The sequence below is a fragment of the Leucobacter sp. Ag1 genome (assembly GCF_000980875.1).
Lineage (GTDB): Bacteria > Actinomycetota > Actinomycetes > Actinomycetales > Microbacteriaceae > Leucobacter > Leucobacter iarius.
The window spans coordinates 1-12,914 of the sequence record NZ_LAYO01000101.1; the positions used below are offsets into that span (position 1 = coordinate 1).

General features: G+C 71.1%; 14 protein-coding genes. 9 read left to right on the forward strand and 5 right to left on the reverse strand.

Features of this window, described 5'->3' with window-relative positions; translation table 11 throughout:
• Both XM48_RS10405 and XM48_RS10410 read right to left on the reverse strand, forming a co-directional pair.
• On the reverse strand, positions 1-1,902 hold a 1,902-nt coding region (locus XM48_RS10405; RefSeq protein WP_052961438.1), incomplete at its 3' end, for a chitobiase/beta-hexosaminidase C-terminal domain-containing protein.
• A 291-nt stretch (positions 1,903-2,193) separates the two neighbouring features.
• The gene (locus tag XM48_RS10410) at positions 2,194-3,639 is read right to left on the reverse strand and encodes a helix-turn-helix domain-containing protein (RefSeq protein ID WP_046455756.1); all 1,446 of its coding nucleotides are present in this window, start codon (positions 3,637-3,639) and stop codon (positions 2,194-2,196) included.
• 104 nt (positions 3,640-3,743) lie between these two features.
• Here XM48_RS10410 and fepB point away from each other — a divergent pair, with 104 nt between their 5' ends.
• From fepB to XM48_RS10435, 5 genes are read left to right on the forward strand one after another with little or no spacing between them, the layout of a single operon-like run.
• The gene (fepB, locus tag XM48_RS10415) at positions 3,744-4,745 is read left to right on the forward strand and encodes a Fe2+-enterobactin ABC transporter substrate-binding protein (RefSeq protein ID WP_046455757.1); all 1,002 of its coding nucleotides are present in this window, start codon (positions 3,744-3,746) and stop codon (positions 4,743-4,745) included.
• Positions 4,746-4,749: 4 nt separating this feature from the next.
• Complete coding sequence (locus tag XM48_RS10420) at positions 4,750-5,799, forward strand: iron ABC transporter permease (RefSeq protein ID WP_046455758.1); 1,050 nt, start codon at positions 4,750-4,752, stop codon at positions 5,797-5,799.
• Positions 5,796-6,827 (forward strand): iron chelate uptake ABC transporter family permease subunit, encoded by a 1,032-nt coding sequence (locus tag XM48_RS10425; protein WP_046455759.1) that lies wholly within the window; start codon positions 5,796-5,798, stop codon positions 6,825-6,827. Before XM48_RS10420 ends, XM48_RS10425 begins: the two co-directional genes overlap by 4 nt.
• Before the next feature lie 11 nt (positions 6,828-6,838).
• Complete coding sequence (locus tag XM48_RS10430; RefSeq protein ID WP_084821118.1) at positions 6,839-7,765, forward strand: ABC transporter ATP-binding protein; 927 nt, start codon at positions 6,839-6,841, stop codon at positions 7,763-7,765.
• Entirely contained in the window at positions 7,762-8,592 is an 831-nt protein-coding gene (locus XM48_RS10435; protein ID WP_052961439.1) for a siderophore-interacting protein, read from the forward strand. The genes XM48_RS10430 and XM48_RS10435 overlap by 4 nt, the downstream gene beginning before the upstream one ends.
• Positions 8,593-8,655: 63 nt before the next feature.
• On the opposite strand, the gene XM48_RS10440 is transcribed toward XM48_RS10435, so the two are convergent.
• Positions 8,656-9,300, reverse strand: a complete 645-nt coding sequence (locus tag XM48_RS10440; RefSeq protein WP_046455760.1) for a DUF2076 domain-containing protein — start codon at positions 9,298-9,300, stop codon at positions 8,656-8,658.
• Between the two features lie 202 nt (positions 9,301-9,502).
• Positions 9,503-9,823, reverse strand: a complete 321-nt coding sequence (locus XM48_RS10445) for a co-chaperone YbbN (protein WP_046455761.1) — start codon at positions 9,821-9,823, stop codon at positions 9,503-9,505.
• Positions 9,824-9,988: 165 nt separating this feature from the next.
• On the opposite strand from XM48_RS10445, the gene XM48_RS10450 reads away from it, so the two are divergent.
• Positions 9,989-10,483 carry a GNAT family N-acetyltransferase gene (locus XM48_RS10450; protein ID WP_046455762.1) on the forward strand — a complete coding sequence of 165 codons (495 nt, stop codon included), beginning with the start codon at positions 9,989-9,991 and terminating at the stop codon, positions 10,481-10,483.
• A gap of 99 nt (positions 10,484-10,582) precedes the next feature.
• On the opposite strand, the gene XM48_RS16995 is transcribed toward XM48_RS10450, so the two are convergent.
• Complete coding sequence (locus tag XM48_RS16995; protein ID WP_052961440.1) at positions 10,583-11,122, reverse strand: DUF4190 domain-containing protein; 540 nt, start codon at positions 11,120-11,122, stop codon at positions 10,583-10,585.
• Positions 11,123-11,549: 427 nt separating this feature from the next.
• Between XM48_RS16995 and XM48_RS10460 the strand changes: the two genes are divergently transcribed.
• The 3 genes from XM48_RS10460 to XM48_RS10470 are packed head-to-tail and all read left to right on the forward strand — an operon-like array spanning position 11,550 to position 12,909.
• Positions 11,550-11,996 carry a hypothetical protein gene (locus XM48_RS10460; protein ID WP_156175029.1) on the forward strand — a complete coding sequence of 149 codons (447 nt, stop codon included), beginning with the start codon at positions 11,550-11,552 and terminating at the stop codon, positions 11,994-11,996.
• Positions 11,997-12,028: 32 nt separating this feature from the next.
• Positions 12,029-12,682, forward strand: coding sequence for an SOS response-associated peptidase family protein (locus tag XM48_RS10465; protein WP_046455763.1), 654 nt, complete (start codon positions 12,029-12,031; stop codon positions 12,680-12,682).
• Positions 12,682-12,909, forward strand: a complete 228-nt coding sequence (locus tag XM48_RS10470; RefSeq protein ID WP_046455764.1) for a hypothetical protein — start codon at positions 12,682-12,684, stop codon at positions 12,907-12,909. The genes XM48_RS10465 and XM48_RS10470 overlap by 1 nt, the downstream gene beginning before the upstream one ends.
• The last annotated feature ends 5 nt before the right edge of the window (positions 12,910-12,914 follow it).

Consider the following 12,914-nt stretch of genomic DNA (forward strand, 5'->3'; position numbering starts at 1 on the left):
CGCGGCCGCGCGGGCGGCGGCGTCGTTCGCGCCCGCCGGTGCGCCGGCCGCGTCGACCTGCGCCGTCAGCTGCGAGATGCGGTCCCGTGCGGCTGCCGGGTCCGCGATCGTGAAACCGAAGTCCGCGGCCTGCGCGGGAGTCTCATCGCCGAGCACCCGGGAGGCGGTGCCGATCAGCTCCTGCGCCTTCGGGACCGCGGCGTCGAGCGCGGCGCGGTCGAGCGCGCCGGCCACGAACCGGAAGGTGCGCGGGGCGCTCGCGTTGCGGTAGGAATCGTAGGCGACGAGCGTGGCCTCGTACTCGCGACCCGCGACGAGCGGGCTCGGCGTGACGGGCTGGTTCGTCTTGCCGCCGCCGCGCAGCGCGAGCGGGATGTCGAGTGCGGCCGGACGAGGCGTGAACACGTAGTCGGCGGCGAGCCGGTCGTTCGCGCCGACGAGGTTCACCGTCGTCCCCGCCGCGACGTCCTTCAGCGCGAGGGAGTAGTCGTTCACGAACTGGTCGTCGGCGGCCTGCGGCAGACGGAGCACGGGCCCGGTCGCGGTCTGGCGCACGGTCGGCTGCTCAGCGCCCCAGCTCGGGGCCGAGGCGTTGCGATTCGCCTGGGTGTAGACGAACTTCGACTTGATCTCGGCCGGGGTCGCGCCGCGCCCGATGACCCAGGTCGGGCCGGCGAGCGTGCCGGTCGAACGGAACGGCGGGTTCTGCTGGAAGCCCCACTTGCCCGCGTCGTCGTAGGTGCGTCCGGCGTCGGCGGCGTAATTGATGCGGTCGACCTCGACACGATCGCCGTAGACCTCGACCAGCACGGACTGCGCGGTCGGGATCGTGTGCTCCTTCGCGAGGCCGGCCCCGAACGCCTGGTACATGCTGTCGATCTCCTCGTAGGACATCGATCCCTCGTTGACCGAGGTGAAGGTGTCCTGGTGGATCGACCGCTCGTCGGTGATGTTCAGGTGCGAGTGGCCCGAGAAGAAGACCACCTGCGGGAAGTCGTCGAGGTTGGTCTTGAGCCCCGGGTTCGAGGTCTGCGCACCGTCCCACACGGTGTTCGGGATCGGGCGGTGCCCGAAGACGAAGATCGGCTGGCCCTGCGTCGCGGGATCCTTCGACAGGGTGCTCAGGCGGCCGTAGAGCCAGGTCGCCTGGGCGGAGGTCCACGACTCGGTGTTCACGACGAACGCGGGGAACCCGCCGAGCTTGGTCTCGTAGTAGCCCTTGCCGTCGAGCTGCGGGAACCAGTCCTTCGGGTACTGGGCCGCCATACGGTCTACGTAGTCGTCGTGGTTGCCGAAGGTGACGAGCACGTCCGTGTCGGTCATGCCGGTGCGCGCGAGGTTCTGTTCGAGCATGGCGCGCGGGAACCGGTGGTCGGCCGCGGTGTCGTGGTTGTTGTCGTTGATCTGGTCGCCGTTCGACACGATCGCATCCGGGTGCGGGGCGATCCGCTTGAGGGTGTCGAAGTAGCCCTCCCACTTCTTCACGAGCGCGGGTGAGTCGGACGACAGGTGGATGTCGCTCATCACCGCGAACTGCGCCAGCGGCTGCTCCGCGGTCTTGATCAGGTAGCCGCGGATCGTCGGCGCGCTCGCCGTCGTCGGGGTGAAGGCGATCGCCGTGAGGTTCGCCGAGCGCTCGATGCGGATCGGACCGGAGTAGGCCGTGCTCGTCCGCGTCGGCATCGTGCCGTCCAGGGTGTATCGGATCTCGGCACCGGGCGCGGCGGTGAGGGTCACGGACTGCGCCCCCGTGTACCGACCGGTCTCGAGGCTCGCGGCCGGTCCCGCCGCTGCGGTCTCGGGCGCGGCCCACGCGACCGCGCCGGTTCCGGCGGTCGCGGCCCCCGCGGCGAGCAGGATCGCTCCTCCGAGAGCCAGTGTCGTTCCCCATCTGCTGCGCATCGCGCCTCCTCGCTTTCGGCGACGGCGCACCGTCGCGGGTGCGGCGGTGCGCCGCGCCAGGGACCAGGTTGCTGAGCGGAGGCCAACGAGTTGTATATACATCCTTCACGGGGCGCGAATTCTCGATGAACGTGCAGCAGGGATGTTCACCGGCTGTTCCCGCGAAGCGGGTGGCGAGGTCGGTGCCGCGCCCTCGGGCTCGTGCAGCCGTGCGCGCGGTGGCGGGACGTGGAGCGGTGCGAGGCTCGGGGGCGAGGTGGACGGAGAAGTCTGGGCGCGGGGGCTCGGACCTCAGCTGCGCCCGGGGGACGCGAAGGTCTGCTCCCGACCGAAGGCCGCCCGGGTCGCGAGCAGATCGGGCACGCGGATCGTGCTCGGCCCGGAGCCGTGCACCTCTCGGAACGCTCGTGAGAACGCGGGAAGGTGCGCGTACCCCAGCTCCCGCGAGAGCTCGCTCGGCGATGCGCCGCGCCCGAGGCCGTTGCGGGCCCGGGTCATGCGCGACATGCGCCGCCAGGACGGCATCGGGGACCCGGCGCGTTCGCGCACGACGCTCGTCAGCTCGCGCTCGGTGCGCCCCAGCAGTTCGGCCGCGCTCGAGAGCTCGAGGTGCGGCTCGCGCGCGATCAGGCTGGCGAGGGCCGCCACCGCGGCGTCGCGATCGTCGGTCTCCGAACGCTGCGAGCCGCTCAGCACGGCATCGAATCCTCGCGATACGCCGATCCCCGGAGCTCCGATGGTCGTGTAGGCCGCGAGCATCGACTCGACCGGTTCGAGGGTCTCGAGGCCTCCGAGGCGGGCGGGGGCGAGCGGTGCTCCCACAGCTCCTGACTGCCCGGAGCGATAACCGATCGGCAGCAGCAGCGAGTCGGCCGGGATCCGAACCTCGTTGGGTACCCCGGCGGGGAGCACGACGGCCTCGCCCGGGTGGAGCGTCAGCGCCCGCCCGCCGACCGAGACCGTCGACGAACCGACGGCGGCCCAGACGGCGACGTGCGCGCCGTTGACGCGCGACCAGGTGCGCCGTGCGATCGCCCCTCCGCCGGCCGGCAGTCGGAGCTCGCCCGGGCCGGGATGGCCGGGGCCGCCGGACCGCCAACGGCCCGGGGTCCGGCCGGTGACCTCGGCGAAGCTCCGGATGAACCCGGCGAGGCTGCGGTATCCGACTCGGTGCGCCACCCACTCGAGGTCGCGTCCGTCGGCCAGCAGCCGGGCGGCCTCGGCGATGCGCGCCCGGCGCAGCCACGCGGTGATGGTCAGACCGGTCTCGGCCGAAAAGCGCCGCTGCACAGTGCGGAGGCTCCAGCCTGCGACCGCCTCGGCCGGACGGAGCTGCGGATCGGAGAGGAGTCGGTCGACCAGTTCGCGCAGATCGGAAGAACGAGGGTCGGGAGGTGGAGCAACGGGTGCCGGTCCGTGCACGACGACCTCGGCGAGCGGATTCCGGTCCCCGTCGAGGTGGCCGAGGGCCAGCGAGAAGTCGCGCAGCAGCCCGTGCAGCTGCGTGTCCGCGAAGGGCGTGGTGATCGGGACCCCTGCGGTGCCCCGCACCCTCGGCACGGGGAGCAGGACCGCCCCCGGGTCCGGATGCACCTCGAGCCGGGTTCCCGCGGGGGTCCAGAGCGCCGTTCCCGCGTCGATGCCGAATGCGACCCCGTCGGCGACGAATCGCGCCGATCCCCGCAGCGCTGCATAGAGCGAGGGCTCGGTCAGGCGGGTTGATAGGGCTGGTAACACGGTGTCGCTCTCGATCAGCAGATGAAAGTAAGGGTTGGCTAACTTGAGAATATCGCGCGGCGAACCGCTTGCGCGTCGAACCAGCCCCTCCCGGAGGTCCCCGCATGGCCGGACGCCTGTCTGCCCTCATCGCCGCCGCTGCCTGCGCGCTCCTGCTCGCAGCCTGCGGCTCACCCGCTTCGGAAAGCTCGAAGCCCGAGTCCTCCGCGGCCGCCGCGGAGTCCGGGTCCTGGCCCCGATCCGAGAAGCACGAACTCGGCACGACCGAGATCGCGAAGAAGCCGATGCGCATCGTCTCGACCTCGCCCTCGATCACCGGAAGCCTGCTCGCGATCGACGCCCCGGTGATCGCCTCGGCCGCCACGACCGTGTCGCCGCTCACCGACGACCGGGGGTTCTTCACCCAGTGGGCCGATGTCGCCGAGGAACGCGGGGTTGAGATCGCCTATAAGAACCTCAAGATCGACATCGACCGCATCGACGCGCTCGAGCCGGATCTCATCATCGGCTCCGCGAACGGCGGCGACGCCACTGCGGACGCGTACGCACAGCTCTCCGAGATCGCGCCGACCGTGATGCTCGACTACAGCAGCAGCACGTGGCAGGACCTCACGACCAGGTTGGCCGGGATGACGGGGCTCGAGCAGCACGCGAAGGATCGCATCGCCGAGTACGACACGTGGGTCGCCGGACAGGCGAAGAAGATCGCGCTGCCGAAACAGCCCACCACCGCGCTCGTCTACATGGGCGCCGACGGCTCCTGGGCGTTCACCCCGGAGAGCCCGCAGGGCCAGCTGCTCACTGCTCTCGGATTCACCTACCAGCCGGTCGCGAAGCAGTTCCGCAGCGACGGCCAGGGCGGCCGCGGCGTCGACGTGCTCACGAGCGAGAACTCCGCGGCGGGGCTCGCCGAGGCGCAGACTGTGCTGACCGTCGCGATGGGTGGCGGCGACCCGGTCGCCGATTTCACAGGGGACCCGCTGCTCGCGAACCAGCCGGCCGTCGCGGGGAAGCGCGTCTACTCGCTCGGAACCGAGGCCTTCCGGCTGGACTACTACAGCGCCAAGCGCACGGTCGCGCTGCTCGTCAAGACCTTCGCCGGCTGAGCCGATGATCCCGCCCGTCCGTGAGAGCGGCGGGGCCCTCGGGCCCCGCCGCTCGGCGACCGGCCGCACGGCGGCCCTGATCCTCGGTGCGGCCGTGGTGCTCGTCGCGGCCGTGGTGCTCGGATTCGGGCTCGGCTCCCACCGGATCGATCCCGCGACCGTGGTCGCGGCGTTCGTCGCCTACGACCCGACGGACGATGCCCACCTCATCGTCGTGCAGTCCCGGCTTCCCCGGATCGTGCTCGGAATTGCGGTCGGCGCAGCGCTGGGCCTGGCCGGAGCACTCATGCAGTCGGTCACGCGCAACCCGCTCGCCGACCCCGGGATCCTCGGCGTCAACGCCGGTGCCTCGCTGCTGGTAGTGCTGGCCATCGCCTACCTGGGCATCGGAGACGTCGGCGGGTACATCTGGTTCGCGTTCGCGGGAGCGGCTGCCACCGCGGTGGTGGTGTACCTGCTCGGGACCGCACGCGGCGGATCGGCCACGCCGGTGCGCATCGCGCTCGCCGGAACCGCGGTCGCGATCGTGATCGGAGCGCTGACGCAGATGGTGCTCATCAGCAACGAGACCGTGTTCAACACGTTCCGATACTGGGCGATCGGCTCGCTGCAGGGGCGTGGCTTCGACGTGATCCTCATCGTGCTGCCGTTCATCTCGGTCGGCGTGCTCGCCGCGCTCGCGCTCGCTCCCGCGCTCGATGCGCTGGCGCTCGGGGACGAAGCGGCCGCGGGCCTGGGCGCGCGCGTCGCCGGAACCCGGCTCGGGGCCGCGCTCGCCGTCGTGCTCCTCGCGGGCTCCGCGACCGCTGCGGCGGGCCCGATCGGCTTCATCGGGCTGGGCGCGGCGCACATCGCGCGGCGCTTCACCGGGAATGAGCATCGCCGTCTGCTTCCCGCTTCGCTCGTGCTCGGAGCCGCGCTGCTCGTCGTCTCCGACACAATCGGGCGGGCGATCGTCGCACCGGCAGAACTGCAGACGGGGATCGCCGCTGCACTGTTCGGTGCACCGTTCTTCATCGCGATCGTGCGCTCGCGCAGGGTGGCCGCGCTGTGAGCGCCGTGCTGCCCGGCCGCGTGCTCCGCATCGGATCGCTGTCGCTACGGATCCGTCCGCGCGCCGCGATCGTCGCGATCCTCGCGCTCGCGGTGCTGGCCGGGCTCCTCGGCGCTTCGCTGTCGGTCGGTTCGACCCGGATCGGGCTCGACGAGCTCGCCGCGGTCGCCTCCGGCGATGCTCGCCCGTCGCTCGTCCGCTCCGTGCTCGGTCGGCGCCTGCCCCGGGCGCTCACGGCGGCCCTGGTGGGTGCGCTGCTCGGCATGAGCGGGGCCGTGTTCCAGTCGCTGTCGCGCAATCCGCTCGGTTCGCCCGACATCATCGGGTTCACCTCGGGTGCCGCGACCGCCGCGGTCTTCCAGATCGTCGTGCTCGGCGGCGGGTTGATCGCGACCGCGGCAGCAGCGGTGCTCGGCGGGATCGTCACGGCGATCGTCGTGTACCTGCTCGCCCGTCGCGACGGAGTGACGGGAGGCCTCAGGCTCGTACTGGTCGGCATCGGCGTGGGAGCGGTCGTGAGTGCGCTCTCATCGCTGCTCATCGCCCGTGCCGATGTCGACGATGCGCTGCTGGCGCAGCTCTGGAGTTCGGGCTCCCTCGTCGGACGCGGGTGGACGCACGTCTGGGCCCTGCTGGCCGCCGCCGCGGTCACCGTGCCGCTCCTGGTGGCACTCTGCCGGAGTCTCGCGATCATGGAGATGGGCGATGACACTGCGAGCGGCGTGGGCGTGGCAGCCGAACGCACGCGCCTGGGCGCGATGCTCCTCGCGGTGGGCCTGGCGGCCGCCGCGACGGCCGCGGCCGGCCCGATCGCATTTATCGCGTTCGCTGCAGGGCAGATCGCGCGCAGGCTCGCACCGGTGCCCGGCGTCCTCATCGGTCTCTCCGCCCTGGTCGGTGCAGTGCTCCTCGTCGGGGCGGACCTGCTCGCCCAGAACCTCGACATCGGGCTGCGCACCCCGGTCGGCCTCGTCACGAGCGTGCTCGGCGGCGCGTATCTCCTCTGGCTCCTCGCCCGCCGCATCTGAATGGATCCCCGATGACGCTTCCTCGAACCGCCCGATCCGCGCCCGAACTGGCGACGGCGGACCTCACTCTTCGCTACGGCGACCACACCGTCGTCTCGCGTCTCGAACTCACCCTGCCGAGAGGCGGATTCACGGTGATCATCGGCCCGAACGGATGCGGCAAGTCGACGCTGCTGCGCTCTCTGGCGCGCGCTGTGCAACCGAGCGAGGGAAGCGTATCGCTCGATGGTCGCGACCTCGCCTCGTTCGGCCGTAAGGACCTCGCGAAGCGCATCGGGATCCTCGCGCAGTCCCCGGTCGCACCGGCGGCGATCACCGTCGCCGATCTCGTGGCGCGGGGCCGGCATCCGCACCAGAGCCTGCTGCGGCAGTGGAGCCGAGCGGACGAATCCGCGGTCGTCTCCGCGCTCGCCGAGGTCGGCATGGAAGAGCTTTCCGATCGGCTCCTCGAGGAGCTCAGCGGCGGGCAGCGGCAGCGGGCCTGGATCGCGATGGCGCTCGCGCAGGAGACGCCGCTGCTGATGCTCGACGAACCGACGACCTACCTCGACATCGCTCATCAGATCGAGGTGCTCGATCTGCTCTCGCGTCTGCACTCCGATGGACGCACGCTCGTCGCCGTGCTGCACGACCTCAATCTCGCGGCGCGCTACGCGAGCCACATCGTCGCGATGCGGGACGGCGTCATCGCCGCGCAGGGAAGCCCCGCTGAGGTGATCACCCCCGATCTGCTGCGGCGCGTATTCGACCTCGACGCGCTCGTGCTCGCCGATCCCGAAACGGGGGCACCGCTCATCGTCCCGCGCGACCGTCGCGGCGGCTCCCGCTCTCCCGCCCCCGTTCCCGAACCGGACCCGGGACCCACGGTCCCGATCGCACCGACCACCCCGATCGCCGCGGCCGGTTCCGCGGCAGAAACCAGGAGTATCCGCTCATGACCGATTCCATCCCGATGCACCGCACCTCGGCGATCCGCTCCGCCGACCACAACAGGGGCCTGCAGCTCGCCACCGCGACGGCGCGGGCGATCTCCGAGATCACCCCGCAGCTCGTGCGCATCGTGCTGCACATCCCCGGCCTATCCGATGAGCCGCTCTGGCTGCGCCCGAATGTCGCGATCCGCTTCTACCTCGATGATCGCTTCGGCTCCACGTCACGTGTCTATACGGTGCGATCCGGCGATCCCGAGACAGAGACGATCGAGGTCGACGTGGTGCGGCATGGTGCATCGAGCCCGATGATGCAGTGGCTCGACACCCTCGCCATCGGCGATACCGTCGAGTTCGGCGGGCCGCGACCGCACTTCCCGATCCCCGAGCGTGCGGGCCGAGAAGCGGTGCTGTTCGCCGATGCCACCGCGGTCCCCGCACTGTACGCGATTCTGCAGCAGGCCGACGCCTCGCTGTCGGCCCGCGGTTGGATCGCGACCGACGACGACGTCGCGTTCGCCGAGCTGCCGGATCTGCCGGGCGTATCGCTCGAGCAGGTGCGGCCGGGGGACGGCTTCGACGCGCAGCTCGGGGCGATCGAGGACCCGTCCGCGCTGGTCGTCTGGGGCGCCGGAGAGCGGGATGAGATGAAGCGGATCCGGTCCTTCTTCCGCAACGAGCACGGGCTCGGGAAGGACGACGTGGCCGTGTTCGGCTACTGGAAGCGCGGTACGACGAACTCCGAGATCGACGCCCAGCGTCTCGTCGCCTACGAGCAGGTCCTGGCCGACGGAGGGACTGTGGGCGACCTCGACGATCTCGCGCTCGCGATCTGAGCGGCGCGAACCCGTCGGGCCCCGCGGCGAGTGCTTCGGGGCCCGACGGGTTCGCGGAACGGATCAGACGTCCCAGCCGCCGCCGTCGTCCCAGCCACCGCCATCCCAGCCGCCGCCGTCCTGCGCGGCCTGGTCGGCGGCTCCCTGGTCGTACGCGGCCTGTTCGGCATCGGCCTGGGACTCGCCCTGCGCGTCGGCGTTCTGCGCGCCGTCGCCGGCGAACAGGTTCGAGATGCTCGACGCGAGCAGTACGCCGCCGGCGACGCCGAGCGCCCCGGCCGCGGCGGTGCGGAGGAAGCTGCCGCCTCCGCTCGCGGCGGGGGCGCCCAGGACGGGACCGGGGGTCCCCTGCTGCGGCTGGGCGGGTCCGGCCGCAGCAGGGGACGCCTGCTGGGCGTACGCGGGGCCCTGGCGCGGTGCCGGTGCCTCCGGCTCGCCTCCGCCGAACAGGCTGTCGAGGAAGCCTCGGCGCGGTGCCGGTTCGGCGCGCGCTTCGAGTTCGCGTTCCAGCTCGGCGATCCGATCCTGCGAGACCCGCATGGCCTGTTCCTGCAGCAGCACGGCCTGGACGAGGACGTAGAGCGAGTCCGGCTGACGGCCGATCTGCTCGAAGATCAGCCGTTCGGCGTCGGGGTCCTTCGTGGCGGGTCCGGCGGCGCGGATGCGATCGGCCAGGTCGGTGATGAGACGGGTGTCTGCGGCGTCCATGGGGGTCCTTTCTCGGCGGCGGCCCGTGCGCTCGCGCGCTCCGGGTGCTCTCGTCGGTGGGCTCCTCCACGCTAGGAAGCGCGGCTTTGCCCGGGCCGAGAGGATGCTGCGGAGCGGCTGCGAGCCGCGCGAAGTTTGTTGCCTGGGCACCGCGCGGACCGGTCGGCGTGGTGCTCCGGCACCGCGCGGACTCCGGCGACGCTCAGCGCGAGAGCGCCTGGTCGATCTGCGCGGCGAACGCGGCCGGGGGCATCGCGCCGGTGAAACCGTCGAGTACGCGATCGCCCTGCTGCACCACGAACGACGGCACCGCGGTCACCCGGTAGCTCGCAGCGAGCTCGGGGTGCGCGTCGATGTCGACGCGGGCGACCTCGACCCGATCCTCGTGCTCGGCCGCGAAGCGATCGACGATCGGGATCATGGCACGGCAGGGCGCGCACCATTCGGTCCAGAACTGGATGAGGACGGGGCGGTCGCCGTCGAGCGCGGTCTGCAGCGTGGTCGCGGTGGCTTCGAAGGTCATGGAGGAGCCCTCTCTTCGGGGGGGGGGGGGGGGGGAGGGTCCAGCATCGCGATGCCCGCACCGCTCGGCAATCGGATTTGCCCCATCGGCAAAGGGGGCGCGAAGCGGGGAATTCGCGGGCCGGGGCGGGCGTTGGGGTCCCGTTCCTCCGGCAGAATCGAACGCATGACGATGGAGGTCCTGACGGTGCGGCCCGACGACGCCGAGGCGGTCGTGCTGATCCGCGACTACCTGAGCGATGTCGTCGCGCGCTGGTGGGGGAGGCCTGCCGAAGCGCACGAGGTCGATCGCGCCGTCCGCGAGGAGCCGGCGGACGGGCTCAGTGAACCGGCCGGGATCCTGCTGATCGCGCGCATCGACGGGGCGGCCGTCGGCATGGCCGGCCTGAGATTCCCGGGCGACGGGACCGCGGAACTCACGAAGGTGTTCGCCCGCCCTTCCGCACGCGGTCGCGGGGTGGCATCCGCGCTGCTCGATCGTCTCGAGGCGGAAGCCCGGGCACGAGGAATGCGGGAAGTGCGGCTCGAGACCCGGAGCGACCTCGTCGAGGCCTGCCGGATGTACGAGCGTCGCGGCTATGCGCCCGTCGCGCCGTTCAGCGATTCGCCGTACTGCGACCGCTGGTACGCGCTGCCCTTCGCGGCGGCGCCGGAGGAATGACGGGCCGGCTCGCAGTTTTCGGCATCCGCTGTTCTGCAAGAACGGGGAGGCCCCCACCGCTTCGGCGGTGGGGGCCTCCCCGTTGCTGCATGCGAATGCTCAGTAGGAGCTGTTCATCACGCTCGTCATGATGATGACGCCGATGATCGAGCTCGACAGCGAGCAGAGGATGCCGATGGCGCCCGTGATGATGCCGGTGAGCGCCATCCCCTTCGACTGGCCCTTGCGCAGGGCGAGGATGCCGAGGACGAGGGCGGTGATGCTCGCGCCCCAGCCGAGGATCGCGATGAGCCAGGCGACGAGCAGCGAGGCGATGCCGAGGATCATGCTCGTGATCGCCATGCCGTTCGAGGCAGAGGCGGGCGCCGTGTAGGACGCGGTGTAGGTCGGAGCCTGCGGAGCCGCGGGTGCGCCGTAGGCAGGGACGCCGGCCGCGGGTGCACCGTAGGCCGGAGCCGCGGGGGCCGCGGGCGCGGCGTAGGCCGGCGCCTGCGGTGCTGCGGGAGCCTGGTACGCGGGAGCCTGGGTCTCGGGCGCCTGCGGTGCCGCGGTCTCCTGCGGCTGCGGGGTGGCCGGATCCTGCGGGGGAACCGGAGGCTGGTCTGCGGGCTGCTGGCCGTTCGGCTGCGTGTCTGACATATTCGCTCTTTCGGGGGGGATGGTGGTTCGGATGTGCGATCGCCGGGCGACCGCGCCCGTTCAGCCTATGCGCAGGTGCCGACGTTCGACCCCGGGAACGACGAAACCCCCGCCGCTTTCGCGACGGGGGTTTTCTCTGCGCGCCCCGAGGGATTCGAACCCCCGACCTTCTGATCCGGCAGGACGGAAGATCGGCGGAATCCCGCGGCGTCGGTGAAAGTCGGTGAAGATCGGCACAGCGCGAGCAAAATCGGGCGCTGATCAGGCGATGCGCTGAACTCGGATCGGTGCGCATCGGTCAGGCTCGGTCGATGCACATCGGCCATGCTGTCTGAATCCTGCCGAGAGATGAGCCAATGGACGATGAGACCTGCCCCTACGACCCGCACCTCGAGCACGACCCCCGCTGCGAGGGCGCGCCGGCCTGGTGTTCGTCGTGCTGGCGGCATGGTCTGCTCTGGGAAGAGTGGATCTGGCGTTGCGATTGGTGCGGTCATCTCGTAACTGGCTGATGTCGGATCCGCGACGTACCCTGTTCGAACACATCTTCGAGTGGAGGGGGCTGGTTGTGATGATCCAGATCGAGGCCGACACATGGGTCGTGATGCGCGAGCACGCGCAGCGCCCGAAAGCCGTCATCCAGGGCTTCAAGAACACGGCCGGCGAGGCTCGCTTCATGGTGCTCATCTGGGACCCGATCCGATCGAAGCGGCGGCTGGTCGACGTCCACGAGACGTTGCAGGCGGCCGAGGACTCTGTGCCGTGGCCGACCGGGCCGACGGGAGATGGCTACGCGGGCGCGACCTTCGACCGCGCCGAGCAGGCGCGCAAGATCGCCGAGCGCGCCGCCGTGAAGCGCGCGCAGCGAGGGTAGCGGCCACTCGGCGTCGGTTCTACGATGAGGCCATGTGCTCGAGCTACGGGCTCGGTGGAGCCCTGCATCCACTCCCTGACGACGCGGTGATCCTGGACGACAAAGCCGTCGATACCGAGGTGCGCGCGTGGATGCGTGACGGGAGCGGCGGGGCGAAGATCACTGGCCCGCGCGCGAAGAACTACAACCCGATCGTGCGCGGCCTCGAGCACGACGTCGAGCTCGCCTGGTGGTGGCTCTGGCTCGGCGGCGCGAAGGCGAAGTTCTCCGCGTTCAACTCGCGCGACGACATGCTCGTGCGCCGTTGGCGCAAGCACTTCCAGCACCGCGTGCTGCTGCCTGCGAACCACTACGACGAGGGCGGCAAGGTCTGGGCGCTGCCCGGCGACGAGCCGTTCATGATCGCCGCGATCACCGCGCCCCGCGAGTCCGACGACGACGGGCCCGAGCTCAGCTACTCGATGGTGACCCGGCTCGGTGTCGGCGAGGCGTCGTCCGTGATCGCGAAGATCAGCGGCGAGCCGCGCATGCCGCTCGTGATCCCCGCCGACATGTGGGACGAGTGGCTCGACCCGGCTGTGCCGGGCGACGCTGAACTCGTGGCGCGCGTGCAGCTCGCCTCCGAGGAGATGTCGCGCGCGATGACCGCCGGCGGGGCGCCCGGCGTCGAGCCGTCGCTGTTCTGATGCCGCGCTACATCGTCGCCGAGCACTTCGACCCGGAGACCGCGGGCGCGACGCCGGATCCCGGCGAAGATGGCGAGGCCGCGCACTTCTGGGACGACGGCAGTCTGCGCTCCATCGTGCACGAGGTCGAAGCCGAGACCGCGTTCGCCGCGCTCGAGCAGATCGAGCGGCGCAGCACGGCGGCGGATCCGAGCCCGGACCGGTACGAGGTGGTCCTGCTCGAGTAGCGGGC